Origin of the sequence: Rhodovarius crocodyli, from assembly GCF_004005855.1 — a bacterium.
Lineage (GTDB): Bacteria > Pseudomonadota > Alphaproteobacteria > Acetobacterales > Acetobacteraceae > Rhodovarius > Rhodovarius crocodyli.
The window spans coordinates 78682-104284 of sequence record NZ_SACL01000002.1; the positions used below are offsets into that span (position 1 = coordinate 78682).

Genomic DNA, 25603 nt, shown 5'->3' on the forward strand with positions numbered 1-25603 from the left:
AAGCCCCAGCCTACCCCTCCGCCATCGCGCGCCATTCCGCTTCGCTCAGCACCGTCACGCCCAGCTCGGCGGCCTTGGCGGCCTTGCTGCCGGCGTCTTCGCCGACCACCACGAAATCGGTCTTCTTCGACACGCTTTTCGAGACCTTGGCGCCCATGGCCTCGGCGCGGGCCTGGGCTTCATCGCGGGTCATGGTGGTCAGCGTGCCGGTGAAGACGATGGTCTTGCCGGCCAGCGCGCTGCCCTCGGCCACCGTTGCCGGGCGGGGGGAAACCTGGCCCAGCAGGTCTTCCAGGGCGGCGCGGTTGCGTTCCTCGGCGAAGAAGTCGACCAGTTCCTCGGCGATGGAGGGGCCGATGCCCTGGATGCTGCCCAGCTCCTCGCGCGCCTCGCTGCCGATGATGGCGGCGGCCTGCATGCGCTCCATCCAGGGGCGCACCTCGCCGTAGTGGCGGGCCAGCAGCTTGGCGTTCTGCTCGCCGATGCGGCGGATGCCGAGGGCAAAGATGAAGCGTTCCAGTGGCGGGTCGCGGCGCGCGTCGATACCCTTCAGCAGCGCGGTGACGGATTTCGCCCCCCAGCCTTCGAGCTTCTCCAGCTCCGCCCGGTGCTCATGCAGGCGGAACAGGTCGGCGGGGCCCAGCACCCAGCCCTTCTCGTGCAGCAGTTCCATGCGCTCCTCGCCCAGCCCGTCGATGTCGAGTGCGCGGCGGGAGACGAAGTGCTTCAGGCGTTCCACCGTCTGGGCGGGGCAGATCAGCCCGCCGGTGCAGCGGCGGACCACGTCGCCGCCCACGCGCACGGCCTGGCTGCCGCAGGCGGGGCAATGGTCGGGAAACACGAAGGCCGGGCCGCGATCCGGGCGGTCCGCGTCGGTGGCGCCCACGATCTGCGGGATGACGTCGCCGGCGCGCTGCAGGATGACCGTGTCACCCGGCCGCACGTCCTTGCGGGCGATCTCGTCCTCATTGTGCAGGGTGGCGTGGGTCACGGTCACGCCGCCGACGAAGACGGGCTCCATCACGGCGCGTGGCGTCAGCGCGCCGGTGCGGCCGACCTGGATGTCGATCCGCAGCAGCTTCGTGGTCGCGCGCTCGGCGGGAAACTTCCAGGCGATGGCCCAGCGCGGCTCGCGCCCCACGAAGCCCAGGCGGCCCTGCCAGTCCAGCCGGTCCAGCTTGTAGACCACGCCGTCGATCTCATAGGCCAGCGCGGCACGTTCCGAGGCCATGCGGCGCTGGAAATCCGGCGCTTCGTCCGCGGGCAGCAGCGTCGACAGCGGGTTCACCACGAAGCCCCAGGCCCGCAGCTGCTCCAGCCAGCCGGAATGGGTCTCGGCCGGGCGCTCGGAGGCCTCGCCCATCGCATAGGCGAAGAACTTCAGCGGGCGGGAGGCGGTGATCGACGGATCGAGCTGCCGCAGCGAACCGGCCGCCGCGTTGCGCGCATTCACCGGCGGCACGATGGCCGGGCCCAGCTTCTCGCCGCGTGCCTTGCGGCCCTCGCGCTCGGCCACGGCCGCGATCTGCTGCTCACGGAAGGCAAGGAAATCGGCCCGCGTCATGAACACCTCGCCGCGGATCTCGATCCGGGCCGGGGCGGGGGAGAGCAGGTTCTCGACGCGCAGGGTCTGCGGGATATCCGCGATGGTGCGGATATTGGCGGTGATGTCCTCGCCTTCCGCCCCGTCGCCGCGCGTGGCCGCCCGCACCAGCCGGCCGTTCTCATACAGCAGGTTGCAGGATAGGCCGTCGATCTTGGGCTCGGCCACGACGGCGATCGGCTCGTCATCCTTCAGCGCCAGGAAGCGGCGGATGCGGGCCAGGAACTCCGAGAAATCCTCCTCGCCGAAGGCATTGCCCAGGCTGAGCATGGGCACGCCATGGCGGGATTTGGCAAAGCCCTCGGACACGCGGCCGGCCACCTGCTGGGAGGGGCTGTCGGGGGCCAGCAGCTCGGGGTGCGCGGCTTCCAGCGCGCGCAGGCGCTGCATCAGCCCATCATAGTCGCTGTCGGAAATCTCCGGCGCGTCGTTCTCGTAATAGAGCCGGTCGTGGTGGCGGATCTGATCGATCAGCGCGGCGATCTCGGCGGCGGGGTCGCTCATGCGCGGCCTTCCAGCAGGCTGGCGGCGGCGGCGCGGGCGGCCTCGGTCACGGTCTCGCCGGCCAGCATGCGCGCGATCTCCTCGCGGCGCTCGGCGCTGGAGAGCGGCTCGACGCGGGTTTCGGCGCGCCCGCCGGTCACGGCCTTGGCCACGCGCAGATGCTGCGCGCCGCGTGCCGCCACCTGGGGCGAATGGGTCACGACCAGCACCTGTAGGCCCTCGGCCACGCGGGCCAGGCGCTCACCCACGGCAGCGGCCGTCGCACCGCCGATGCCGGCATCCACCTCGTCGAACACCAGCGTGGGTACCGGGCTGCCGGCGGCCAGCACCACCTTCAGCGCCAGCATCAGCCGCGACAGCTCGCCGCCCGAGGCGACCTTGTCCAGCGCGCCGGGCGCCTGGCCGGGGTTGGTGGAAACCAGCATGGCCACGCGGTCCATGCCCTCGGCGCCCCAGCCGGGCTCATCGCGCGAGGCGACTTCCACCACCACCCGCGCGCGGTCGAGCTTCAGCGGCGGCAATTCGCCGGCCAGCGCCTTCTCCAGCCGGCGGGCGGCCGTGCGGCGTGCTTCGGACAAGGCGGTCGCCGCGGTGACATAGTCGGCCCGCGCGGCATCGCGCGCGCGTTCCAGCGCCGCGACCTTGCCGGTGCCGGCATCCAGCGCCGCCAGGCGGTCGCGCAGGGCGGCCAGCAGGCCGGGCAGCTCGGCCACCGTCACGCCATGCTTGCGGGCGGCGGCGCGCAGGCCGAACAGGCGGTCCTCCAACTGCTCAAGCCGGCGCGGATCGGGGCCCTCGGCGCCCGCCAGCCTTTCCAGCAGCGATTCGGCCTCGGAGAGCGCATCCTGGGCCTGGCCCAGCGCGGCCAGGATCGGGGTGGCGGCATCGGTCAGCCCTGGCGTGCGTTCCAACGCGCGAGAGGCCGCGCGCAGCGCGTTGCCCGGCCCCTGGTTGCGGCGGTCGCGCGGCTGCAGCTCGGACAGCGCGGAGGCGATGGCCTCGGCCCGGCGTTCACCCTGTTGCAGGTGCTGGCGTTCCTGGCCGAGCGCGTCTTCCTCGCCTTCCTCGGGGGAAAGCTCGGTCAGCTCGGTCACGGCGTGGCGCAGCCATTCCTCGTCGCGCAGGGCGGCGGCGGTGGCCTCGCGGGCTTCCTCCAGGGCGGATTCGGCGCCGCGCCACGCACGCCATGCCTTGCCGACCTCAAGTCGGCGGTTGCCGAGGCCGCCGAAGGCGTCCAGCAGCCCGGCGTGGCTCGCGGGGTCCGCCAGGCCCACCTGGTCGTTCTGGCCCTGCACCTCGACCAGCAGGGCGCCGATGCGCCGCAGCAGCGCCACGCCCACCGGCTGGTCATTGATGAAGGCGCGGGACTTGCCCTCGGCGGTGACGACGCGGCGCAGCACCACCTCGTCCTCGGCTTCCAGCCCCTGCTCGGTCAGCTCGGCGAAGGCCGGGTGACCGGCGGGGGGTGCGAAAGCCGCGATGACGGCCGCCTGCTTCTGGCCGGCGCGCACATAGCCCGCCTCGGCCCGCGCGCCGAGCGCGAGCCCCAGACTGTCCAGCAGGATGGATTTGCCCGCGCCGGTCTCGCCCGTCAGGACCGAGAGGCCGGGACCGAAGGTAAGGTCCAGCTTCTCGATCAGCACCACGTCGCGGATGGCCAGCGACGCCAGCATGCGGGGTTAGAAGATGCTGCCGAGATTACGGGCGAAGAAGCCCGGCGAATCCGGTCCACGCGGCGCGCCCTCGACCAGCAGGCCGTAGCTGTCTTGGTACCAGGCATTGCCCGGGAAGTTGTGGCCCAGCACGCTGGCGGTCCGGCGGGCTTCTTCCGTCAGGCCGAGCGCCAGATAGATCTCGGTCAGGCGGTGCAGGGCCTCGGGGACGTGGTTCGTGGTCTGATAGTTCTCGATCACGCGGCGATAGCGGCCGATGGCGGCATTATACAGGCGCTGGCGCTGGTAGTAGCGGCCGATGTTCATCTCATGGCCGGCCTGGTGGTCGCGGCCGAGGTCGATCTTCAGCCGGGCATCGCGCGCATAGGCGGTGTCGGGGAAGCGGTTCGCCACATCCTGCAGGGCGGCGATCGCCTGCTCGGTGGTGCGCTGGTCGCGCTGCGAGTCGTTGATCTGCTCATAGAGGCAGAGCGCGCGCAGGTAATAGGCATAGGCGATGTCACGATGCGCGGGGTGCAGCTGGATGAAGCGGTCCAGCGCGCCGATCGCTTCCGTGTAGCGATTGCGCATGTACTCGCCATAGGCGCCCATGATCTTGGCGTTGGTGGCCCAGGTCGAGAAAGGGTGGTCGCGTTCGAGCTGGTCGAACAGCTCCACGGCCTCGCGGTAGCGCTGGGCCTGCAGGGCGTCGATGCCGGCGGCGTAGATGCCTTCTGGCGAGCGATCCATCAGGGCGGCGTTATTGCGGCCGCTACCGAAGAGAGACCTCGAGTTGCCGTCCCACGAGGTGAGACCGCAACCGGGAAGCAGGATGGCCAGGGCCAGAACCGGGAGGATGCGCGACATGGCGCCGTCTATACCAAGGGGCCGCGCGTTGCGCGAGGGCCCCGAACCCGCCTGAAACATTCAGGCCGCGGCCACGGCCGGCAGGCGGGCGGAAACGCCGTCGGCCACGGCATGGCCCGGGCAGAAGCGCCAGGCGCCCCGATCGGCGAACAGGGCGTGCAGCAGCTTGTTGTTCAGCGCGTGGCCGGTGCGGTTGCCCACGAAACGGCCGGCGATCGGCGCGCCGGCCAGGGCCAGGTCACCCACCACGTCCAGCAGCTTGTGACGCACGAATTCGCTGGAATTGCGCAGCCCGCCCGGGTTCAGCACCAGCGGGCCATCCACCACCACGGCGTTGTCCAGCGTGCCGCCAAGGGCCAGGCCCATGCTGCGCAGGCGCGAGATTTCCTCGGCGAGCGTGAAGGTGCGGGAATCGGCCAGTTCCTCACGGAAGGACTGCGGCGTGACGCGCAGGCCGAATTCCTGCCGGCCGATGGCGCCGGCGGAGAAATCGATGGAGAGCTGGGCCTCGAACCAGGGGCCGTCCACGGGCTGGAGCTCTGCCCAGGCGGCATTCGGGCCATCGCCCTGTTCCACGCGCACGGTGCGCAGCACCTCAATGCTGCGGGCCAGGCCGGGGCGGGAAGCGATGCCCGCGCAGTCCAGCAGGAACTGGAAGGGCTCGGCGGAGCCATCCAGGATCGGCATCTCGGGACCGTCGACCTCGACGATGGCGTCATCGACGCCATGGCCGGCCAGCGCGGCCATCACATGTTCGACAGTGGAGACGGTGGCGCCATCCAGCCCGATGACCGTGCACAGCCGCGTATCCACGACATGGTCGTGCCGGGCGGGGATCAGGATGCCCAGATCGGTGCGCAGAAAGGCGATTCCGGCGCCGGACATGGCAGGCACGATCCGGCCCCGCACACGGCGGCCGGAGTGCAGGCCGATGCCCGCGAAGCCGATCGCCTGGCGCAATGTCCGTCGGCGAGCAGCACCGGATGTCACGAATCCGTCCATCAAACCTCTGTCCAGGCGGGCCGAAGCCCGCACCCCTTGATGACAAACCGAACGCGTCAGTATCCCCAACGCATCCGTGCCCTTCCCGATGCTGTTGATGACAGGCGTGTGGCGCTCGGGCCAGTCAAGCCTTGTTACTTCATATTTCGCCTTAAGATATTGAATCTTAAGGAGAAATTTACATTCCGGGACGCCTTGTTTCAGCCACATTTGTGCGATGCGGCATGGGGCGCGTCACTTCCCGAAACGGGACAGGAATTCCGACCATTGCGCCGCGATGATGTCCCGGCCGAATACCTCGATCGCGCGCCGGCGCCCGGCCTCGCCGATCCGCTGGCCGAGAGCGGGGTCTGAGACCAGCCGGAACAGCGCGTCATTCGCCTCGGCAGGGTTGTTCACCACGATGGCATCCACCCCGGGCGTCACCACCTCCGCGATCTCCGAACAGCGGATCGGGCGGGGGATGATCAGGTCGCTCATCGTGACCACCGGGATGCCGGCGATCCAGGCCTCGATGAAGTTCAGCGTGTAGGGCAGCTTCAGGCCGGAACAGTAGAAATAGGCCCGGCAATCCGCCAGCAGCCCCAGTTGTTCCTCATAAGTGACGGGGCCGATGGCCGAGGGCTCGAACTCATTGCCGCGCCCGCCGAGCTTGGTGGGCAGCCCTTCGACCGACTGTTTCCACAGCGCGTATTCGCCCGGGTAACGCAGCTCGAAATCCGAGGCGAAGCTCAGCACGCTCGGGTCCTTGCCGGTGCGCGGCAGGAAGTCGGAGGGCGTCTTGTAGAAGCGGATCACGGCATCCGCCCCGGCGTAGTCGGGCTGGTTGGCCTCCGTCTCGGCATAGCGCAGCAGCTTCACGCCCTGCTGGCGCAACACCTGGAACACGCCCTCCCATTCATCCAGCCCCTGGCCGTTGGTGCGCAGCACCACCGGGTTCTGGAACAGGGATTTGTGATGCACGTTGATGAAGGGCCAGTCGAACATCACGATCGTCAGGTCGAACAGCGCCACGAATTCCGGCGCCAGGTAGGAATCCTCGGGCTTGCCGTGAAACGAGAAATAGCTGCCGGTCTCGACGAAGCGGCGCTGCAGTTCCTCATGCTCCGGCCCCAGGTCGAGCTGGGGTCGCAGCCCGCCCGGATAGGGGCCCGCCGCATGGTAATGGCCCAGTGAAAACACCTGATGGCCGAGCTCCGTCAGTAGCCGGACCTCGTCATATTCGTGAATTTCGTGCCGTGAGACGTAAAGGATGCGCATCGACTTTCCCTATGCGGGGCGCGCAAGGCGAAAAAAGGGCAGATACGAAAAAGGCGCCCCGGAGGGCGCCTTGATCGGGGAACTACCGGCCGGCGCTCAGTAGTTGTTCTGGCGGCGCAGGAAGGCCGGGATCTCGGTGTCGTCCTGCGGGGCACGCGGGGCCTCGGCGCGCAGGGACGGCATTGCCTGCGGCTCCGCGCGCTGCGGCTGGGCGGGGTGTTCCGGCTGCACGGGCACCTGGCGCTTCATCAGGCCGGTCACGTTGTGGAAGATCCGGCGGAAGCCGGCGGCCTGCTGGGGCTCGGGCACCGGCGCCGCGGGCATGGCGGCGGGGCGCATGGCCGGGGCCTCACGCATCGCGGCCGGCGGCATCACGGGCACGGGCTGCGGCATGGGCTCGGGCGCCATTTCAGGCTGCGGCGCATAGGCAGGCTGGGCCTGGGCGGCGCTGGCCTGGATGGCCAGCGAACCCTGGCTGGGGGCCGGCTGCGCCATCTGGCTGGTGGTGGCCGCCGTGCGCAGGGCGCCCGGGGGCGTGGCCAGCACATTGGGGCGGCGCAGGGCCGCGGCCTGCTGCACGGTGCGGGCAACGCCCGGCTGCACCACCGCCAGGCGCGGGCCCGGGGTCGTGGTGGGGGCTGCCTCGGCCGGCTGGGCCGCCTGCATCGGCACGGCGTCGATGCCGGTGGCGACCACCGAGACGCGCACGCGGCCGTTCAGGTTCTCGTCCAGGGAGGAGCCGAAGATGATGTTGGCCTCGTCGTCCACTTCCTTGCGGATGCGGTTCACGGCCTCGTCCACCTCGAACAGGGTCAGGTCGTAGCCGCCGGTCAGGCTGATCAGCACGCCCTTGGCGCCGCGCATCGAGGTGTCCTCGAGCAGCGGGTTGCTGATCGCGGCCTCGGCCGCCTTCACCGCGCGGTCGTCGCCCTCGGCCTCGCCGGTGCCCATCATGGCCTTGCCCATTTCCGCCATCACGGTGCGGATATCGGCGAAGTCCAGGTTCACCATGCCGGGGTTGACCATCAGGTCGGTCACGCCCTTGACGCCCATGTACAGGACGTTGTCGGCCATCTTGAACGCTTCGGCGAAGGTCGTGCGCTCATTCGCGAGGCGGAACAGGTTCTGGTTCGGGATCACGATCAGCGTGTCCACGAACTGCTGCAGTTCCTCGATGCCGACATCGGCCGCGCGCTTGCGCTTGGCACCTTCGAAGTCGAAGGGCTTGGTCACGACGCCGACGGTCAGCATGTTCCGCTCACGCGCCATGCGCGCGATGACGGGGGCAGCGCCCGTGCCGGTGCCGCCGCCCATGCCGGCGGTGACGAACACCATGTGGCAGCCCTCGATGTGCTTCGCGAGCTCATCGGTGGCTTCCTCGGCCGCGGCGCGGCCGATCTCGGGCTTCGCACCGGCGCCCAGGCCCTGGGTCAGGTGGGGGCCGAGCTGCACGCGGCGGTCCGCGCGGCTGTGCAGCAGGGACTGCGCATCGGTATTGGCGACGATGAACTCAACGCCCTCGAGGCCCATGGCGATCATGTTGTTGACCGCATTGGTGCCGCCGCCACCCACGCCGATCACGGCGATGCGTGGGCTGAAATCCGTGTGGTTCGCAACGGGCAGTGTCAGGTTGAGGGTCATTGGCTCTCTCCGTTCGGCGAACCTAAAGAAATTTGACGATTCGTGTCTGCGGTGTTGGCGGGAAAATTCCCGTCTTCCACCTTATCCACAGGAAAGCTTCGCAACTCGTTCACGTTACCCCCCTTGTCTTGTCGTCCTACCACCACCGCTTCAGCCAGTCACCGAGTCGGCGCAGAGTTCCGCCATGCGGAACGCCCGCACCGATGTCCATCACGGGCCGGCCATGGCCGCCCGCCCAGTGCAGCAGGCCGATGGTGGTCGCGAAACCGGGGCTGAGCGCGGTTTCCGGCAGGCCGCGCACCCGATGGGGGCGGGCCAGGCGGATCTGCGTCGCGGGGCGGTCAAGTACGCGTGAGGCGAGCTCCGTGGAGCCGATCAGCTGGCTGGCCCCGCCCGAGAGCACGATGCGGCGCGTCGTGTCGCGCGGCATGCCGGCCGCATCCAGCCGGTCGCGCAACAGTTCGAAGGTCTCCTCCAGCCGCGGGCGGATGATGTTCACGATCATCCGGCGCGGCACGCGGGCCAGATGGTCTCCGGCATCGCCCACCTGGGGCACCGGCAGCATCTCGCCCTTGTCGTCGCCCTCCAGCGCGCTGCCGTGCATGGTCTTGATGCGCTCGGCATGGGCGATGGGGGTCGAGAGGCCGCGCGCCAGGTCGTTGGTCACGTGCCAGCCGCCGATCGGCAGCTGGGCCGTGTACCACAGCGCGCCCTCGTTGAAGACGGCGATGGAGGTCGTGCCGGCCCCCATCTCCACCATCACCGTGCCCAGCTCCATCTCGTCATCGTCCAGGCACGCAAGGCCAGAGGCGAAGGGGGCGCTGACCACTTCCTCCACATCCAGGTCGCAGCGGGCCAGGCACAGGCGCAGGTTGGACAGCGCGTTCTCCGCCGCGTCCACCATATGCAGCCGGGCCGAGAGATTGTCGCAGACCATGCCGCGCGGGTCGGGCACGCCCGGGGTCTCATCCACCGTGAAGCCCAGCGGCATGGCATGGACGGAGGCACGGCCCTCGGCCTCCGCGCGGCGGCGGCCCTCATGCAGCATGGTCGAGATGTCGATGTCGGTCACGGCGCGGCCGCCGACCGGCCACTGCACGTTCAGGCTGCGCGATTCCGGCTGCCCGCAGGACAGGTTCACGATGACCCCGCGCAGCTGCACGTCGGCCATTTCCTCGGCCTGGGCGACGGCCGCGCGGATCGCGGTCTCGGCGGCGGCCGGGTCGATGACGGAACCGTTCTTGATGCCGGCCGCCCCCCGCCAGCCGAAGCCCAGCGCGCGCGGCGTGCCGTCGCTCTCGATGCGGGCCACGATGCAGACGATCTTGGAGGAGCCGATGTCCAGCACGCCGAAATTGCCGCCGCGCGCCTGGGCGCGCTTGCGGGTGCGGGCGGGTGCCTCCGCCTCTGGCGGGGTGTAGCGAACGACCTGGTTCATCCGCGCGTGCTCCGGGCAGGGGTGGCAGGGCTGGGGTTCACGGGGGCAGAGACCGGCTGCGGGCGCAGCACCAGCCGGTCCGGCAGGCGCATGTCGAGCGAGGCGAGGGGGCGGTCCAGCAGCTTGTCGCGCGCATGCAACTCCGCCAGGCGCGCGATGGCCGCGGCCTCCTGGCCCTCGGGCAGCAGCACATCGGCGCCCGAGGCGAGCCGCAGGTTCCAGCGCCTGCCGGAGACGCGGATCGCGGCCTCCACCCGGGCCGCGAGGTCGGGCACGCCGCGCAGCAGGTCGATCAGCCCGGCGGCGGCGGTATCCGCGCCGTTGCCCACCACCAGCGGCAGCGGGCCGAAGGCGCCGATATTGTCGGCCTGCAGCAGGTGCCCCTCGCGGTCGATCACCTGGAAGCGGCCGTCCTTCTGCCAGATGGCGAAGGCACGGCGTTCGGTGATGCGCACCAGGATGGTGCCGGGCAGGTGGCGCTCCACATGCGCCGAGATGATCCAGGGCGAGGCTTCGAGCCGGGCGCGGGCGGCGGCCGGGTTGAAGGAGAGGGTGCTGTCGCCCTCGGTCACGGCCAGCGCCTGCTCGAACACCTCACGCGGGGTGTATTCGCGGCCCTCGACCTTGATGTCCTGCACGGTGAAGCCGGTGCCGCCGAAGCTGAAGGCGGAAGCCAGCTGGTTCAGCCGCGCGGCGGGGTCGGCCGCCATGATGCCCATCGCCAGCATGCCGATGCCGCCGACACCCATGGCGAAGACCAGCACGGGCCGCGCCATCTGGCGCTGCCGGCGCCACCACATGCGCCAGGGGTTGGGCCGCTGCGGGGCGGCTGCCTGGGTGGCGCGCTGCGCGGGGACGTTGCGGGGCGCGCGCGGCGTTGCCGGCTTCTCACGCGGCATTCATCGCCTCCTCCACCATCCAGCGGCAGAGTTCGGGGAAGGAGATGCCCGCATGGGCGGCCTGTTCCGGCAGCAGCGAGGTGGGGGTCATGCCGGGCTGGGTGTTCACCTCCAGCAGCACCAGGCGCCCCGGCTCACCGGCCGTGTCGTCATAGCGGAAGTCGCTGCGGGACGCGCCGCGGCAGCCCAGCGCCTTGTGGGCGGCCAGCGCCACTTCCTTGGCCTGGGCCAGGATGTCCGGATGCACCTGGGCGGGCAGGACGTGCTCGCTGCCGCCGCTCGCGTATTTCGCCTCATAATCATAGAAGGCGAGGTGGGTGCTGATCTCGGTCACGTTCAGGGCGCGATCGCCCATGACGGCGACCGTCAGCTCGCGGCCGGGGATGAACTCCTCGACCATCATGCGGCCGTGCTTCCAGCTGCGCGCCACGTCGCCGCGCCGGTTGTCCCCGGTGCGGATGATGGAGACGCCGACACTGGAGCCCTCCTGGATGGGCTTCACGACATAGGGGCGAGGCAGGGGGTCGGCCGCCTCCAGCTCCTCGGGGGTGATTTCCATATGGCGGGCCAGGGGCAGGCCGTGCGCCTTGAAGATGGCCTTGGCGGCGGTCTTGTCCATGGCGATGGCGGAGGCACGGACGCCGGAATGGGTATAGGGCAGCTTGAGCCAGTCCAGCACGCCCTGCACGCAGCCGTCCTCACCGAAGCGGCCATGCAGCGCGTTGAACACGGCATCGGGGCGCGGATGCGTGAGGGCGGAGACGAGCGCGCCCAGATCTTCGGTCACGTCGATGGGGCGCACGGCGAAACCCGCCTGCTCAAGCGCCGCGATCACCTGCTCGCCGGTCGCGAGACTGACGTCGCGCTCCGCGGAAATGCCGCCGTAAAGGACTGCTACCTGCTTCATATCCTATGCACCGTGACGATACCGCCCCGGTGCCCCCCTATCGTCTGCCAGGACCCGTCGCGAAACCCCTCTCGCGTCAGGCAGGCACCCCCAGGCGGATAATCTCCCAAATCAGGGGTGTGCCGCAATGCTCGATCACGCGAGCACGCACTTCCTCACCGAGTCCCTCGATGTCCGCCGCGGTGGCGCCGCCGGTGTTCAGCAGGAAATTGCAGTGCTTTTCACTGACTTGCGCGCCGCCCCGGGTCAGGCCCCGGCAGCCGGCGGCATCGATCAGCGCCCAGGCTTTTTCGCCGGGCGGGTTGCGGAATGTGCTGCCGCCGGTCCGCGCGCGCACCGGCTGGCTGGCCTCGCGGCTCGCGCGGATCTCCGCCATGCGGGCGGAAATGGCGGCCGGGTCACCCGGATGGGCATTAAAGCGCGCCCGCACCACCACGCCGCGCGCGGGGATGTCGCTGTGGCGGTAGCGGCAATTCAGTTCGGAGAGGGAATAACGGCGCAGCCCCTCGGGCGTCGCGATCTCCGCCCAATCCAGCACATCCTTGACCTCGGCGCCGTAGGCCCCGGCATTCATCGCGACCGCGCCGCCGATGCTGCCCGGAATGCCGCACAGGAACTCCAGCCCCGACAGGCCGGCGGCGGCGGCGGTCTCGGCCAGCGTCACGTCCAGCGCGGCGGCACCCGCGATGAAGCCGCAGCCGTCGCGCTCGATGACGCCGAAGGCCCCGCCCAGCCGCACGACTACGCCCGGCACGCCGCCATCGCGCACGATCAGGTTGCTGGCCGCGCCGATCGCGGTCAGGGGCACGGTGTCCGGCAGGGCGGCCAGCAGCGCGACCAGGTCATCGGCATCGGCGGGGCGGAACAGCACCTCGGCCGGGCCGCCGACGCGGAACCAGGTTACGGGCGCCAGCGGCGCATCCCGCTGCACGCGCCCGCGCAGGGCAGGCAGTTCGATCATCTCAGCGGCGGCCGGCGGCGGGCCCCTGCAGGGCGGCCAGCTTCTCGGGCAGGGCGTGCGCCCATTGGGTGATGCTGCCCGCACCCAGGAACACCACGTAGTCGCCGGGCTTGGCGATGGCGTGGATCATGTCGGGCAGGTTCTCGGGGCCGGGCAGGGGCACCACGCTGCGATGGCCGCGCGCGCGCAGCCCCTCGACCAGCGCATCCTTGTCCATGCCCTCGATCGGCTGTTCGCCGGCGGCGTAGACATCCGCCACGATCACGGTGCCCGCATCGTTCATGCAGGTGCAGAAATCATTGAACAGCGCGGCGAGGCGCGAATAGCGGTGCGGCTGCATCACGCAGATCACGTCCCGCGCGCCGGCCTGGCGGGCGGCCTTCAGCACGGCCGCGATCTCCACCGGGTGGTGGCCGTAATCGTCGATGATGCTGATGCCGCCGACCTCACCCACGCGGGTAAAGCGGCGCTTCACGCCCTTGAAGCCCGCGAGCGCGGAGCGGATGGTGTCGTCCGGCACTTCCATCTCGATGCCGACCGCGATGGCGGCGAGGGCGTTCTGGACGTTGTGCTGACCCAACATGGGCAGGCGGAACGGCTTCAGCCGGCGCGAGCGGCCCGAGAGCCGGTCCTGCACTGTCACCTCGAAGGTCGCACCCAGCCGGTCGGTCAGCAGCTTTTCGGCGCGCACATCGGCCTGGGGCGAGAAGCCGTAGGTCACGATGCGGCGGTCGAGCTTCGGGATCATCGCCTGCACGCCGGGGTGGTCGATGCACAGCACCGCGAAGCCGTAGAAGGGGATGTTCGAGACGAACTGGCGATAGCCCTCGGCCATCGCCTCGCCGGTGCCCCAATGGTCCAGGTGCTCCGGGTCCATGTTGGTCACGATGGCCACCGTGGCCGGCAGGCGCAGGAAGCTGCCGTCGCTCTCGTCGGCCTCGACCACCATCCACTCGCCCTCACCCTGGCGGGTGTTGGTGCCATAGGCGTTGATGATGCCGCCGTTGATGACGGTGGGGTCGAGCTTCGCGGCCTCCAGCACGGCCGCGACCAGGGAGGTCGTGGTGGTCTTGCCATGGGTGCCGCCGATGGCGACGGACCATTTCAGCCGCATCAGCTCGGCCAGCATTTCGGCGCGGCGCACCACGGGCAGCAGGCGCTTGCGGGCGGCCATGACTTCCGGGTTGTCTCGCTTTACGGCGGTGGAGACCACCACCACCTGCGCCTGGCCCAGGTTTTCCGCCGCATGGCCGACCATGACGGGAATGCCCTGCTCACGCAGGCGCTGGACATTGGCACCTTCCGCGATGTCGCTGCCCTGCACGGAGTAGCCCAGATTGTGCAGCACCTCCGCGATGCCGGACATGCCGATGCCGCCGATGCCGACGAAGTGGATGGTACCGATGGACAGGGGCAGCGCGCGCATCAGGAATTCTCGATCAGGTTCAGGACCAGATCCGCCAGCTCCTTCACCGCGCCGGGGCGGGCGAGGGAGGCGGCGGCCCGGTGCGCGGCTTCAAGGCGCGCGGGGAAGTTCAGGTATCCGGTGATCTCGGCCGCCAGGCGGTCGGGCGTCAACCCCGCCTGGGGCAGGATATGCGCGGCCCCGGCATCGGCCAGCACCTTCGCGTTCGCCACCTGGTGGTCGTCGATCGCGCCCGGCAGGGGCACCAGCAGCGACGGCCGCCCGGCGCAGGCCAGCTCCGCGACGGAGGACGCGCCGGCGCGCGAGATGACCAGATGCGTGCCGGCCAGCCGCCGCGCCACATCGGGGAAGAAGGAGGACAGCTCCGCCGGGATGCCCATGGACTGGTAGGCGGCGCGCACCTTGTCCAGATCCTCGGCCCGCACCTGCTGGGTGATCATCAGCCGGGCGCGCAGCTCGGGCGGCAGGGCCGCGATGGCCGCCGGCACCAGTTCCGAGAAAACCCGCGCGCCGAGCGAGCCGCCGAGGACCAGGATGCGCAGCCCGACATCGGGGGCGGGATAGGGCTGGCTGGCCAGTTCCACGATGGCCTGGCGCACCGGGTTGCCCACGACATGCACCTTGGCACCCTGCGGCACCCGGCTGGTATGCGCGAAGGAAAGGGCCAGCGCATCGGCGCGCGGGGCCAGCAGCCGATTGGCGCGGCCCAGCACGCCGTTCTGCTCATGCAATATGACGCGCGGACGGCGCCCGGCCAGGCTGAAGGCCGCCAGCGCCGGGGGAATGGCGGGATAGCCGCCGAAACCCACCACCGCCGCGGCGTCGATGCGCTTCAGGATGCGGCGTGCCTGCCAGGTGCCGGCCATCAGCTGGGTGGCGCCGCGCATCGCCTTGCGCACGCCGCGCCCGGCCATGCCCTCTCCGCGCAGCACGAAGCGCTCGGCCTCGGCGAAGGCCGTGGACAGGAAGGCGGTGCTGCGCGCATCGGTGAACAGCACGATGCGGTGGCCGCGTGCCAGAAGCTCCGTCGCCAGCGCCTCGGCCGGGAACAGATGCCCGCCGGTGCCCCCGGCCGCGATCGCGATGGGCCGGTCCATCAGCCCTCGTTCCAGCGGAAGTGGCGGCGGCGGGTCAGCGCCAGCAGCATGCCCATGCCGAAGGCGATGCCGATCATCGAAGAACCGCCATAGGACACCAGCGGCAGCGTCATGCCCTTGGTCGGGATCAGGCGCAGGGTGGAGCCCATGTTGATGAAGGCCTGCAGGCCGAACTGCACCAGCAGTCCGGCGGCGGAAAGGGCCACGAAGGGGTCGCGCTCCTTCGTCAGCCGGGTCAGCCCGCGCAGCACCACGAAGCCGAACACGCCGATCAGCGCCAGGCAGAAGATGAAGCCGTATTCCTCGCCCAGCACAGCGAAGACGAAGTCGGCGTCGGCGTCGGGCAGGTGGGTCTTCACCGTGCCCTCACCCGGGCCGCGCCCCCAGAGACCCCCGTTGCCGAAGGCCATCAGGGAGCGTTCCTCCTGCGTGATGCTGCCGGGGTTGGGGGCGGGCGGGTTCAGATAGGCATCGATGCGCAGGCGCACATGGCCGTGGAACATATAGGCCAGCACGCCCAGCGCGGCGGCGCCGAGCGCGCCCACACCCACCCACAGCAGCGGCAGGCCGGCCATGAAGCACTGGCCCATGAACACGCCCAGGATGACCGCCAGCATGCCCATGTCCGGCTGCTGCTTCAGCAGCACGGCGGCCATCAGCACCGGCACCACGGCCACCAGCATGGCGACGAACTTGCCGTATTTCTGACCCCAGACCATCAGCCAGGCGCAGCAGACGGCCAGGAACGGCTTCAGGAACTCAGATGGCTGGACCGACTGGCCCAGCAGATGGATCCAGCGCCGGCCGCCCTTGATCTCCGTGCCGATCACGAGGGTGAGCGAGGTGAGGAACAGCGCCCCCGCCAGGCCCAGGAAGGCGAAGCGCACCACGGCCTTCACCGGCATCAGGCTGACGCAGACGATGATGGCGATGGCCAGCGTCGGGAAGAACAGCTGGCGGAAGGTGGCGGCCGCGGCCGAAAGGTCGCGCATGCGGCTGCTGCCGGTGGCCAGCGCCATCAGGCAACCCATGATGATGAGCAGGAACAGCGCGCCCATCGTCCAGCGGTCCACACCCCACCACCAGCGGCCGAGGGTCGAGGTATCGGTGCGCGAGACGTCCATCAGGCGGCCCCCATCTGCCGGACCAGGTCGCGGAAGCGGTCCCCGCGCTGGTCGAAACCGGTGAACTGGTCCCAGCTGGCCGCGGCCGGGGAAAGCAGGACGATGTCGGCGGCGCCGGCCCAGGCGGCCTCGGCGGCGGCGGGCAGGGCCTGTTCCAGCGTGTCGAGCAAGGTGTGCGGCACGCCCTCACGCGCCAGGGTGGCCGCGAATTCGGGCCCGTCCCGGCCGATCAGATAGGCATGGGCGATGCGGTCGAACCACGGGGTCAGCGGCTCGATCCCGCCTTCCTTGCCGGTGCCGCCCGCGATCCAGACCACCTTCGCGTGGCTGGCAAGCGCGCGCGCGGTGCTGTCGGCGTTGGTGGCCTTGCTGTCGTTCACGAAGCGCACGCCGCGGATCACGCCCACCTGCTCATGCCGGTGCGGCAGGCCGGGATAGGAGCGGATGGCCGGGGCGAGCCCCGCGCGCGGCACGCCCAGATGCAGCGCCATGGCGGCGGCGGCGGCCACGTTCTGCGCATTATGGGCGCCGGGCAGGGTGGGGGCCTCGGCAAGGTCCATGATGATGCCGGCGTCGTCCCGCAGCAGGCTGCCCTCGGCCCAGATGCCGCCAGGGCAGGCGTGGTCGCCCGAGACATGGATGGTGCGCGCCGCAAGCCCCGCGACCTCGGCGGTCATCTCGTCGTCGTCGCCCAGGATCGCCAGGTCCTCCGGCAGCTGGGAGGCGAAGATGCGCAGCTTGGCGGCGCGATAGCCCGCCATGTCCCCGTGCCGGTCGATGTGGTCCAGGCTGAGATTCAGCATCACCGCCGTGTTGAATCGCACCTGGGCGATTCGTTCCAGCATGTAGGAGGACATCTCGAGCACATACACGCCGTTGTCAGGCAGAATGGGCATGGAAAGCGCGGCCGTGCCCAGGTTTCCGCCCACCGCGACGGGCACGCCCGCCTGTTCCAGCACATGGCCCAGCAGCGCGGTGGTGGTGGATTTGCCGTTGGTGCCCGTGATGCCCGCGAAGCGCGCGCGGCTGCCGGAGGCGCGCACGGCCTCGAACAGCAGTTCCACATCCACAACGATGGGCGCGCCGATCGCCCGCGCCCTGTCGGCCGCCGGATGCACGCGGGGGCGGATGTGCGGGATGCCCGGAGAGAGCAGCAGCGTGTCGAAGTCGCGCGGCTCCGCCACCGTCAGGCCCGCGGCCTCGGCTTCGGCGCGTGCCTCGGGCTTGTCGTCCCAGGCGGTGACCACGGCCCCCCATTCCCTCAACCGCAGCGCCGCTGGCAGCCCGGCCTTGCCGAGCCCGACCACCGCGATGCGCCTGCCGGCGAAGGGAGTGAAGGCCATGATCGCCTCCTCAGCGGATCTTCAGGGTGGAGAGCCCGACCAGCGCCAGCACCATCGCGATGATCCAGAAGCGGATCACGATGGTGGGCTCGGCCCAGCCCTTCTTCTCGAAATGGTGGTGCAGGGGCGCCATCAGGAACACGCGCTTGCCGGTGCGCTTGAACCAGAACACCTGGATCACGACCGACAGGGTTTCCACCACGAACAGCCCGCCCACGATGGCCAGCACGATCTCATGCTTGGTGGCCACCGCGATGGCGCCGAGCGCCCCGCCCAGGGCCAGGCTGCCGGTATCGCCCATGAACACCGCGGCCGGCGGCGCGTTGTACCACAGGAAGCCGAGCGAGGCGCCGATCAGCGCAGAGCAGAACACCGCGAGCTCACCCACGCCGGGCACGGCGTTCAGCTGCAGGTAATCCGCGAAGATGCGGTTGCCGACCAGATAAGCGATCAGCGCGAAGACCGCCGCCGCGATCATGACCGGCACGATGGCCAGCCCGTCGAGGCCATCCGTCAGGTTCACCGCGTTGGAGGAACCCATCATCACGAACATGGCAAATAGCGGGAACACGAAGCCCAGCGGGATCAGCACATCCTTGAAGAAGGGGATAGTCACGCCATCCGCGATGGCCGGCGGCAGGATGAAATGCATCCAGATCGCGGCCACCAGGCCGAAACTCGCCTGGGCCACCAGCTTGGCCTTGCCCGAGACACCCTTGGTGTTGCGCTTGGTCACCTTCAGCCAGTCATCCATGAAGCCGATGGCGCCATAGCCGAAGGTCACGATCAGCACCGCCCACAGGAACTGGTTGCGCAGGTCCCCCCACAGCAGCACCGAGACGCCCATCGCGAACAGGATCATGACACCGCCCATGGTGGGGGTGCCCTTCTTCTCGATCAGGTGGCGGGCGGGGCCGTCCTCGCGGATGGGCTGGCCGCCGCGCTGGAAGCTGCGCAGCCAGGCGATGATGCGCCCGCCGAAGACCAGCGCGATGAACAGCGCCGTCATGCAGGCGGCCCCGGCCCGGAATGTCGTGTAGCGGAACAGGTTGAAGAGGATGAAATCCTCGGCGAAGCGGGCGAGGAGCAACGGAATCATGGGGCGGTATCCAGGGCCTGGATGATGGTGGCCATGCGCATGCCGAGGCTGCCCTTGACCAGCACGGTATCGCCGGGCCGGAGGGCCGCGCGCAGCAGCGGCGCGAGGGAAGCGGAATCGGGCGCGGCTGCGCCCTGCCTGTCGGCGGGCAGCCGTTCCAGCATGCCCCCCATCAGCGGGCCGCACACATAGACGAGGTCGGCCGCGCGCGCCACCGCATCGGCCAGCCCTTGATGAATGCCGGGGCCTGCATCGCCGAGTTCCAGCATGTCGCCCAGCACCGCGATCCGGCGGCCGGGCTGGCTGGCCAGCACCGAGAGCGAGGCCTGCACGGAGGCGGAGGAGGCGTTGTAGCTCTCATCCATCAGCAGCGCGGTGCCGCCGGGGACAGGGATGGGGCGGCGCAGACCGCGCCCCGCGCCGGCGCCGAAGCCGGCCAGCGCCCGGGCGGCCACCGCGGGGTCCAGCCCCAGCGCGATCACGGCGCCCAGCACCGCGCAGGCATTCACGGCAAGATGGCGTCCAGGGGCGGAGAGGGAGAGCGCGATCTCGCCGGAGGGCGTGGCGATGCGCGCCCGCCCGGCATCGGGTGCCGCCACATAGTCCAGCAGGCGGATGTCGGCGCCCTCGGCCTCGCCGAAGGTCATGGCGCGGGGGGCGCGGGCCAGCAGATCGGGCAGGAAGCGGGTGTCGGCGGGCAGGATGGCGGTGCCGCCGGGCTCCAGCCCCAGGACGATGTCGCCCTTCTCGGCGGCGATCTCCTCCTCGCTGCCCAACCGGCCCAGATGCGCGGTGCCGATGGTCGAGATGACGGCCACATGCGGGCGGGCGAGGCTGGCGAGGGGCGCGATCTCGCCCCGGTTGTTCATGCCGATCTCGTTGACGGCATAGGCGATGTCGCGCGGCATGTTGGCCAGCGTGGTGGGCACGCCGATGTGGTTGTTGAAGCTGGCACTGGCCGCATGGGTGGGACCGAAGGCCGCGAGTGCCACCCGCAGCATTTCCTTGGTGGTCGTCTTGCCCACGCTGCCGGTGACGGCGACGAAGCGCGCCGGGCTGCGGGCGCGGGCGGCGGCGCCGATGGCCGTCAGCGCGGCCAGCGTGTCGGATACCTTGAGGCAGCGCGGATCGTCGCCATGCTCGACCAGCGCGCAGGCGGCGCCGGCGGCGAAGGCGGCGGGCACGAATTCATGGCCGTCGCGGGCGGCCTTCAGCGCCACGAACAGGTCGCCCGGTGCCACCTGGCGGCTGTCGAAGCCCACGCGCGTGACGGCCACATCGGCTTCCAGCGCACCGCCGGTGGCGGCGCGCAGCTCCGCGCTGGTCCAGAGGGGGGTCAAGAAAGGATCTCCCGGATCACCTGGGCGTCGTCGAAGGGGGTGGTGACGCCGCGCACGGTCTGCCCGCTTTCGTGGCCCTTGCCAGCCACCACCAGCACATCGCCGGGTTGCAGCAACAGCAGCCCATGGGCGATGGCGGCGTGACGATCGCCGATCTCGATGGCGTCCGGCACCTCGGCCATGATGGCCTGGCGGATCAGGGCCGGGTCCTCGCTGCGGGGGTTGTCGTCGGTCACGATGGCGATGTCGGCCCGTGCGGCGACGATGCCGCCCATCAGGGGGCGCTTGCCCGGGTCCCGGTCGCCGCCGGCGCCGAAGGCGCAGATCAGCCGGCCCGAGCAATGCGGGCGCAGCGCCACCAGCAGCCGTTCCAGCGCATCGGGCGTATGGGCGAAATCGACATAGGCCGCCCCGCCATTGACGCTGGCCACCAGCTCCATCCGGCCGCGCACCCCCAGCAGATAGGGCAGGGCGGCCAGCGCGTCGCGGGCGGGGGTGCCGGTCTGCACGGCCAGGGCCGCCGCCAGCAGGGCGTTGTCGGCCTGGAAACGGCCGGGCAGGGGCAGGTGCAGCACCTCTCGCGCGCCGAACCAGTCCAGCGTCAGCGCCAGGCCGTCGGGCAGCGGGTCGGCGGCCAGCAGGGCGATGTCGCCCGCCTCGGCACCCACCGAGAGCAGCTTGAGCCCGCGCCGCGCGGCGATGGCCAGCAGCGCCTCGCGCGTCTCACCGTCCATCTCGGTGCTGTAGGCGCCGGGGCCGCCCTCGGGCAGCAGCGTGTCGAACAGGCGCAGCTTGGCGGCGCGATAGGCCGCCATGGTGCCGTGATAGTCCAGGTGATCTCGCGTCAGGTTGGTGAAGCCCGCGGCCGAGACCGCCACCCCGTCCAGCCGGCGCTGATCGAGCCCGTGGGAGGAAGCCTCCATCGCGACCCGCCCGATGCCGGCACGCGCCAGCGCGGCCAGCGTGTCCTGCAGCATCACGGGGTCAGGCGTGGTCAGGCCGGGGCCGGTTTCGAAGCCCGGGGCCAGGATGCCCAGCGTGCCGATGCTGGCCGACAGCCCCGCGCCCCAGATCTGGCGCAGGAAATCGGCGGTGCTGGTCTTGCCGTTGGTGCCGGTGATGGCCACGGCGATCTCGGGCTGCGGCCCGGCCAGCCGGGCGGCCATGCGGGCGAGCGCGGCGCGGGGGTCGGCGGCGGTGAGCAGGGGCGCGCCTTCGGGCCGGGCCGTGCCTTCCGGCGCCAGGATGGCGGCGGCGCCGGCGGCGATGGCCGCGCCGATGAACTGCCGCCCGTCGAACTTCGCCCCCGGCAGCGCCGCGAACAGCGTGCCGGGCCCGGCCTTGCGGCTATCCGCCGTGATGGCGGTGATCTCCACGCCCGACAGGGCGCCCGAAGCTATGCCGGCGGTCAGCTCATCGAGGCGCAAGCTGGCGGTCCCCCGACGGGATCGGATGGGATGCGAGCGTGACGCGTGGACCCGGCACGGTGGCATCGGTCCGGCGGATGGGGGCGGCGGGCGCCTGGTCAAAGCCCGCGGGCGGGCGACGGGGCACCGGGGGCGCGAGCGGCGTGCTGGTCGCGGCGCCGCCCAGCGAACTCGCGGCGGGAGAGCTGGCGGCAGGTGAGCTGGCCGCGGGCGAACCGGCGGCGGGCGGCGCGGCGCGGCGCGGCATGGCGGCGGGCGCGGCGGGGGTGGCCGTGACGGCCGGCGGCGAGACGCCGGGCGAGACCGCCGGGCGCGGGCCCGGCACCCGCCCGTTCAGCGGCATGGCGAGCGACGCCTGGATGGCGGCCGCGCGCGGTTCCGTCTCGGGCGTCATGCCCAGCATGGGCGCCACGCGCTCCACCACCCGACGTGCCACGGGCGTCATGATCCAGCCGGCGGTGGCATAGCCCGCGGTTTCCGCGCGGGCGCGGGGCTCGTCCAGCATGACGTACAGCACATAGCGCGGCTCGTTGATCGGGAAGGCCGCGACGAAGGAGGTGACGGAACGCCCGCGCATGTAATGGCCGTTGGCGTCGCGCTTGTTGGCCGTGCCGGTCTTGCCGCCCACGAAGAAGCCCGGCGCATCCGCCTGACGGCCGGAGCCGTTGGTGACCACGAGGCGCATCATCCGGCGCACCTGCTCGCTCGTGCGCTCGCTGATGATGCGCGTGCCCTCGCGCTCCTCGCCCTCGGGCACCGCCACCAGGGTGGGGGTGCGCATGATGCCGCCATTGACCAGCGCCGTGACGCCGTTGACCACCTGGAGCGGGGAGACGGCGATGCCGTGGCCGAAGCCGATGGTCATGGCCGAGATGTCGGTCCAGGCGCGGCCGCGCGGGTAAAGCGGGCGCGCGATGCCCGGAAGCTCAACCTGCACGCGGGCAAGCATGCCCGCGCGCTCCAGGAACTCCCGCTGGCGCTGCCTGCCGAGCGCCACGGCCATATGGGCGGCCCCGATATTGGAGGAGTGCATGATGATCTCGGGCACGCTCAGCCAACGGCCCTCGCCGCGGAAGTCCGAGATGCGCTGGTTGCGCGGCAGCAGGATGGGGCGCGAGGCATCGAAGCCCGAGCTGGTGGTGACGGTGCCGGTTTCCAGCGCCGCGGCCACCGTCATCAGCTTGAAGGTCGAGCCCGGCTCGTACACGCCCGTGATGGCGCGGTTGAACAGCTGGTCCGCCGTGGCGGAGGTGAGGTCGGAGGCCGAGAAATCCGGGTTGGAGATCATGCCGATGATCTCGTTCGTGCGCACATCCATCATGATGGCGGCACCGCCCAGCGCGCTGAAATAGGCGCGCTGGTGCTCGATCGTCTCGCGCAGCTCACGCTGCACGCGGATGTCGATGGACAGGCGCAGCGGCTCACGCGAGGTGCGCAGGCGCTCGTCGAACCATTCCTCCACGCCGCCGCGCGCCAGGCCATCGGCGCCCACGCTGCCCAGCACATGGGCGGCGTCGCGGCCGCGCGGATACTGCCGGCGCTCCGCCACCTCGAAGCCCAGGCCGATCTCGCCCAGGGCGTTGATGCGGTCGCGCGCCTCATCGGTGATGAAGCGGTCCAGATAGACCCAGGTGTTGTTGCTGGCGAAGCGCTCCAGGATATGCGCCTCGGTCAGGTGCGGCAGGATGCGGCTGAGTTCCCGCGCGACGCGGCGCTGGTTGTCGATCTCCTGCGGGCGGGCATAGAGCGCGATGCCGCGCACCGTCACCGCCAGCACCTCGCCGTTGCGGTCCGTGATCTCGGCGCGGGACACCGTGCTTTCCGGCACGCTGACGCGCTGGGCCGTGGTGGCCACGCGCGGCAGTGAAGGATCAAGCACGGTCGCGTCCAGCAGCTTCAGGCTGACCGCGCCGAACAGCGCCGTGAAGCCCAGCGCGGCAAAGACGATGCGCCCGCGTGAGATCGCGGGGCCCGGGTCGGTCACGACCCCCTGGCGCGGCGCGCGCGTCAGCTCGGTGCCGATGGGCCGCCCCTGGGCGCGGCCGGCGGGGCTTGCATCGGCTTCGGGCGCGCGGGGGAAGTTGTCGCTCATCGGCCGAACGGCACCGGCGGGGCCAGCGTGCTGCCCTGGCCGCCCAGCAGCGAGGTCGAGCCGTCATAGCGCTGGACATGCATGGCGGCGCGGATCGGCGCGGGGTTGGCCGCGACGGGCGGCAGGGCGGCGCCGTCGCGCGGGGGTGTGCGGCGCGGCGCGGGCGCCGGGGCGGCCGCGGCGACGGCGGCCGGGGCGGGCGCGGGTTCCGGCGCGGTCACGCTCGAAGGCGCGCGGGGTGCTGCGACCGAAGGCAGGCTGCGGGCGGCCGCCGCGGCGGGCGGCGGCGCGGCCGGGGCCGCCCCGGAGGGCAGGGCCTGACGTTCCCGCACCACCGGCGCGGGGGGGCGCGGCGCGCGGGGTTCGGCGCGGGCGACCACCACGGGGGCAGGTGCCGCGGGTGCTGCGGCAACCGGGGGCGGTGCCGCCGGCTGCGGTGCCGCAGGCGGGGTCGCGGCCGGCTGAGTGCTGCGGGCGGCGCGCGGGGCCGAGGCACTGGGCGCGGCGGCGGCGGGTTCAGGCTGCGCTGCGGCCGTGGGTGCGGGGGCAGGCGCGGGTGTGGGGCGTGCCGCCGCACGGCCCGCATCGGCCAGCTGGGTGGGGCGCGGCGCGGCGGGTTCCGGCGCGGGCGCCGCATCGGCCAACGCCACGCTTTCCTGCCGGGGCGCGAAGGCGCCCACGGGGCCGGCGAATGCCACGGCGACCGGCAGGCGGCGCACCGCATCCTCCATGCGCGCGAACTGCGCGGGCTGCATGGGCACCAGGTTGGGCAGCTGGCGCTCGGACAGGTTGCGCAGGCGCTCCTGGTCGTTCAGCCGGGCCCATTCCGCCTGCAGGTTCTGGGTACGCTCCTGCGCTTCCTCCGTCTGGCGGCGGATGTCGCGCAGCTCGCTTTCCAGCGCCTTCACGGACTGTTTGACCTGATAGGTATAGGAGGCCGTGACGGCCAGCCCCAGGGCACCGATCAGGGTGGGGAGACGAATGATCATGCGGCCTTATCCTCCCCGGGATGCAGGCGGGTGATGGCGCGCAGCCGCGCGGAACGGGCACGCGGGTTGGCCCGCGTCTCCGTCTCGCCCGGCTTTTCGGCGCGCGTGGTCAGAAGCTTGAAGGGGCTGGGCGCGGCCCGGCCCATCAGCGCGGAGGGGGCATGGCGCGACAGGCCGGGCGTGCGGCCCGCCGCCTGCTGCATCACGCGCTTCACGATCCGGTCCTCCAGCGAGTGGAAGGAGACGACGACCAGCCGCCCGCCAGGGGCCAGCAGCTTCAGCGCGGCGTCGAGGCCGCGCTCGATCTCGCCCAGCTCGTCATTCACCTTGATGCGCAGCGCCTGGAAGCTGCGGGTGGCGCCGTCAATGCCCGAGGGGTCGCGCGGCACGGATTTCCGGATCACCTCGGCCAGGGCGGCGGTGGTGTGGAAGGGGCGGCCGGCCACGATGTTGCGCGCGATCCTGCGGGAGAAGCGCTCCTCGCCATATTCCCAGATCAGGTCGGCCAGCTCGGCCTCGGGCAGGGTGTTCACCAGATCGGCCGCCGAGGGGCCTTCGCGGCCCATGCGCATGTCGAGCGGACCGTCGGCGCGGAAGGAGAAGCCGCGCTCCGCATCGTCCAGCTGAAAGGAAGACACCCCCAGATCCAGCACCACACCGTCGAGCGCGCTCACACCATGGTCGCGCATCGCCTCCCACATGTCGCCGAAGCATGCATGCAACAGGGTGAGTCGCCCAGGAAATTGCGCCAGAAGTGCGGCGCCGCGCTGGATGGCCTGCGGGTCCCGGTCCAGCGCCCAGAGGGTGGCGCCGGTGTCCAGGATGGCGCGGGCATAGCCACCGCCGCCGAAGGTTCCGTCCAGATGGGTTTCGCCGGTGGTGGGGGCCAGGTGGTGCAGCACCTCGGCCAGCATCACGGGGATATGGCCGCC

Annotated in this window: 20 protein-coding genes; all 20 read right to left on the reverse strand. The window is 71.0% G+C overall.

From position 1 onward, the window contains the following. Positions 1 to 10: 10 nt before the first annotated feature. Complete coding sequence (ligA, locus tag EOD42_RS06355; protein WP_127786675.1) at positions 11 to 2107, reverse strand: NAD-dependent DNA ligase LigA; 2097 nt, start codon at positions 2105 to 2107, stop codon at positions 11 to 13. After that, a complete protein-coding gene (recN, locus tag EOD42_RS06360; RefSeq protein ID WP_127786676.1) occupies positions 2104 to 3780 on the reverse strand; it encodes a DNA repair protein RecN in 1677 nt (558 codons plus the stop codon). Before recN ends, ligA begins: the two co-directional genes overlap by 4 nt. 6 nt (positions 3781 to 3786) lie before the next feature. After that, positions 3787 to 4686 (reverse strand): outer membrane protein assembly factor BamD, encoded by a 900-nt coding sequence (locus EOD42_RS06365; RefSeq protein ID WP_456308001.1) that lies wholly within the window; start codon positions 4684 to 4686, stop codon positions 3787 to 3789. Next, entirely contained in the window at positions 4687 to 5628 is a 942-nt protein-coding gene (lpxC, locus tag EOD42_RS06370) for a UDP-3-O-acyl-N-acetylglucosamine deacetylase (RefSeq protein WP_127786678.1), read from the reverse strand. Between the two features lie 234 nt (positions 5629 to 5862). Then, the gene (locus EOD42_RS06375; RefSeq protein ID WP_127786679.1) at positions 5863 to 6888 is read right to left on the reverse strand and encodes a glycosyltransferase; all 1026 of its coding nucleotides are present in this window, start codon (positions 6886 to 6888) and stop codon (positions 5863 to 5865) included. 96 nt (positions 6889 to 6984) lie between these two features. Beyond that, positions 6985 to 8529: a cell division protein FtsZ gene (gene ftsZ / locus EOD42_RS06380; RefSeq protein WP_127786680.1), complete on the reverse strand. Its 1545-nt coding sequence runs from the start codon at positions 8527 to 8529 to the stop codon at positions 6985 to 6987. A 136-nt stretch (positions 8530 to 8665) separates the two neighbouring features. Further along, positions 8666 to 9967, reverse strand: a complete 1302-nt coding sequence (gene ftsA, locus EOD42_RS06385) for a cell division protein FtsA (RefSeq protein WP_127786681.1) — start codon at positions 9965 to 9967, stop codon at positions 8666 to 8668. Further along, positions 9964 to 10866 carry a cell division protein FtsQ/DivIB gene (locus EOD42_RS06390; protein WP_127786682.1) on the reverse strand — a complete coding sequence of 301 codons (903 nt, stop codon included), beginning with the start codon at positions 10864 to 10866 and terminating at the stop codon, positions 9964 to 9966. The genes ftsA and EOD42_RS06390 overlap by 4 nt, the downstream gene beginning before the upstream one ends. Continuing rightward, entirely contained in the window at positions 10856 to 11773 is a 918-nt protein-coding gene (locus EOD42_RS06395) for a D-alanine--D-alanine ligase (protein WP_127786683.1), read from the reverse strand. Before EOD42_RS06395 ends, EOD42_RS06390 begins: the two co-directional genes overlap by 11 nt. 76 nt (positions 11774 to 11849) lie before the next feature. After that, the gene (gene murB / locus EOD42_RS06400) at positions 11850 to 12734 is read right to left on the reverse strand and encodes a UDP-N-acetylmuramate dehydrogenase (protein WP_127786684.1); all 885 of its coding nucleotides are present in this window, start codon (positions 12732 to 12734) and stop codon (positions 11850 to 11852) included. A gap of 1 nt (position 12735) precedes the next feature. Further along, positions 12736 to 14160 (reverse strand): UDP-N-acetylmuramate--L-alanine ligase, encoded by a 1425-nt coding sequence (gene murC, locus EOD42_RS06405; protein WP_127786685.1) that lies wholly within the window; start codon positions 14158 to 14160, stop codon positions 12736 to 12738. Beyond that, positions 14160 to 15257: an undecaprenyldiphospho-muramoylpentapeptide beta-N-acetylglucosaminyltransferase gene (gene murG, locus EOD42_RS06410; protein WP_127786686.1), complete on the reverse strand. Its 1098-nt coding sequence runs from the start codon at positions 15255 to 15257 to the stop codon at positions 14160 to 14162. Before murG ends, murC begins: the two co-directional genes overlap by 1 nt. Further along, a complete protein-coding gene (locus EOD42_RS06415) occupies positions 15257 to 16381 on the reverse strand; it encodes an FtsW/RodA/SpoVE family cell cycle protein (RefSeq protein WP_127786687.1) in 1125 nt (374 codons plus the stop codon). Before EOD42_RS06415 ends, murG begins: the two co-directional genes overlap by 1 nt. After that, positions 16381 to 17724, reverse strand: coding sequence for a UDP-N-acetylmuramoyl-L-alanine--D-glutamate ligase (murD, locus tag EOD42_RS06420; RefSeq protein WP_127786688.1), 1344 nt, complete (start codon positions 17722 to 17724; stop codon positions 16381 to 16383). Before murD ends, EOD42_RS06415 begins: the two co-directional genes overlap by 1 nt. A 10-nt stretch (positions 17725 to 17734) precedes the next feature. Further along, on the reverse strand, positions 17735 to 18823 hold the full coding sequence (gene mraY, locus EOD42_RS06425) for a phospho-N-acetylmuramoyl-pentapeptide-transferase (protein WP_127786689.1): 1089 nt from the start codon (positions 18821 to 18823) through the stop codon (positions 17735 to 17737). Continuing rightward, the gene (locus EOD42_RS06430) at positions 18820 to 20163 is read right to left on the reverse strand and encodes a UDP-N-acetylmuramoyl-tripeptide--D-alanyl-D-alanine ligase (protein WP_127786690.1); all 1344 of its coding nucleotides are present in this window, start codon (positions 20161 to 20163) and stop codon (positions 18820 to 18822) included. Before EOD42_RS06430 ends, mraY begins: the two co-directional genes overlap by 4 nt. Continuing rightward, on the reverse strand, positions 20160 to 21590 hold the full coding sequence (locus tag EOD42_RS06435) for a UDP-N-acetylmuramoyl-L-alanyl-D-glutamate--2,6-diaminopimelate ligase (protein ID WP_240655005.1): 1431 nt from the start codon (positions 21588 to 21590) through the stop codon (positions 20160 to 20162). Before EOD42_RS06435 ends, EOD42_RS06430 begins: the two co-directional genes overlap by 4 nt. Next, positions 21577 to 23682, reverse strand: a complete 2106-nt coding sequence (locus EOD42_RS06440; protein ID WP_127786692.1) for a peptidoglycan D,D-transpeptidase FtsI family protein — start codon at positions 23680 to 23682, stop codon at positions 21577 to 21579. The genes EOD42_RS06435 and EOD42_RS06440 overlap by 14 nt, the downstream gene beginning before the upstream one ends. Further along, complete coding sequence (ftsL, locus tag EOD42_RS06445; protein WP_127786693.1) at positions 23679 to 24671, reverse strand: cell division protein FtsL; 993 nt, start codon at positions 24669 to 24671, stop codon at positions 23679 to 23681. Before ftsL ends, EOD42_RS06440 begins: the two co-directional genes overlap by 4 nt. Continuing rightward, complete coding sequence (gene rsmH, locus EOD42_RS06450) at positions 24668 to 25585, reverse strand: 16S rRNA (cytosine(1402)-N(4))-methyltransferase RsmH (RefSeq protein WP_127787185.1); 918 nt, start codon at positions 25583 to 25585, stop codon at positions 24668 to 24670. The genes ftsL and rsmH overlap by 4 nt, the downstream gene beginning before the upstream one ends. Positions 25586 to 25603 lie beyond the last annotated feature (18 nt).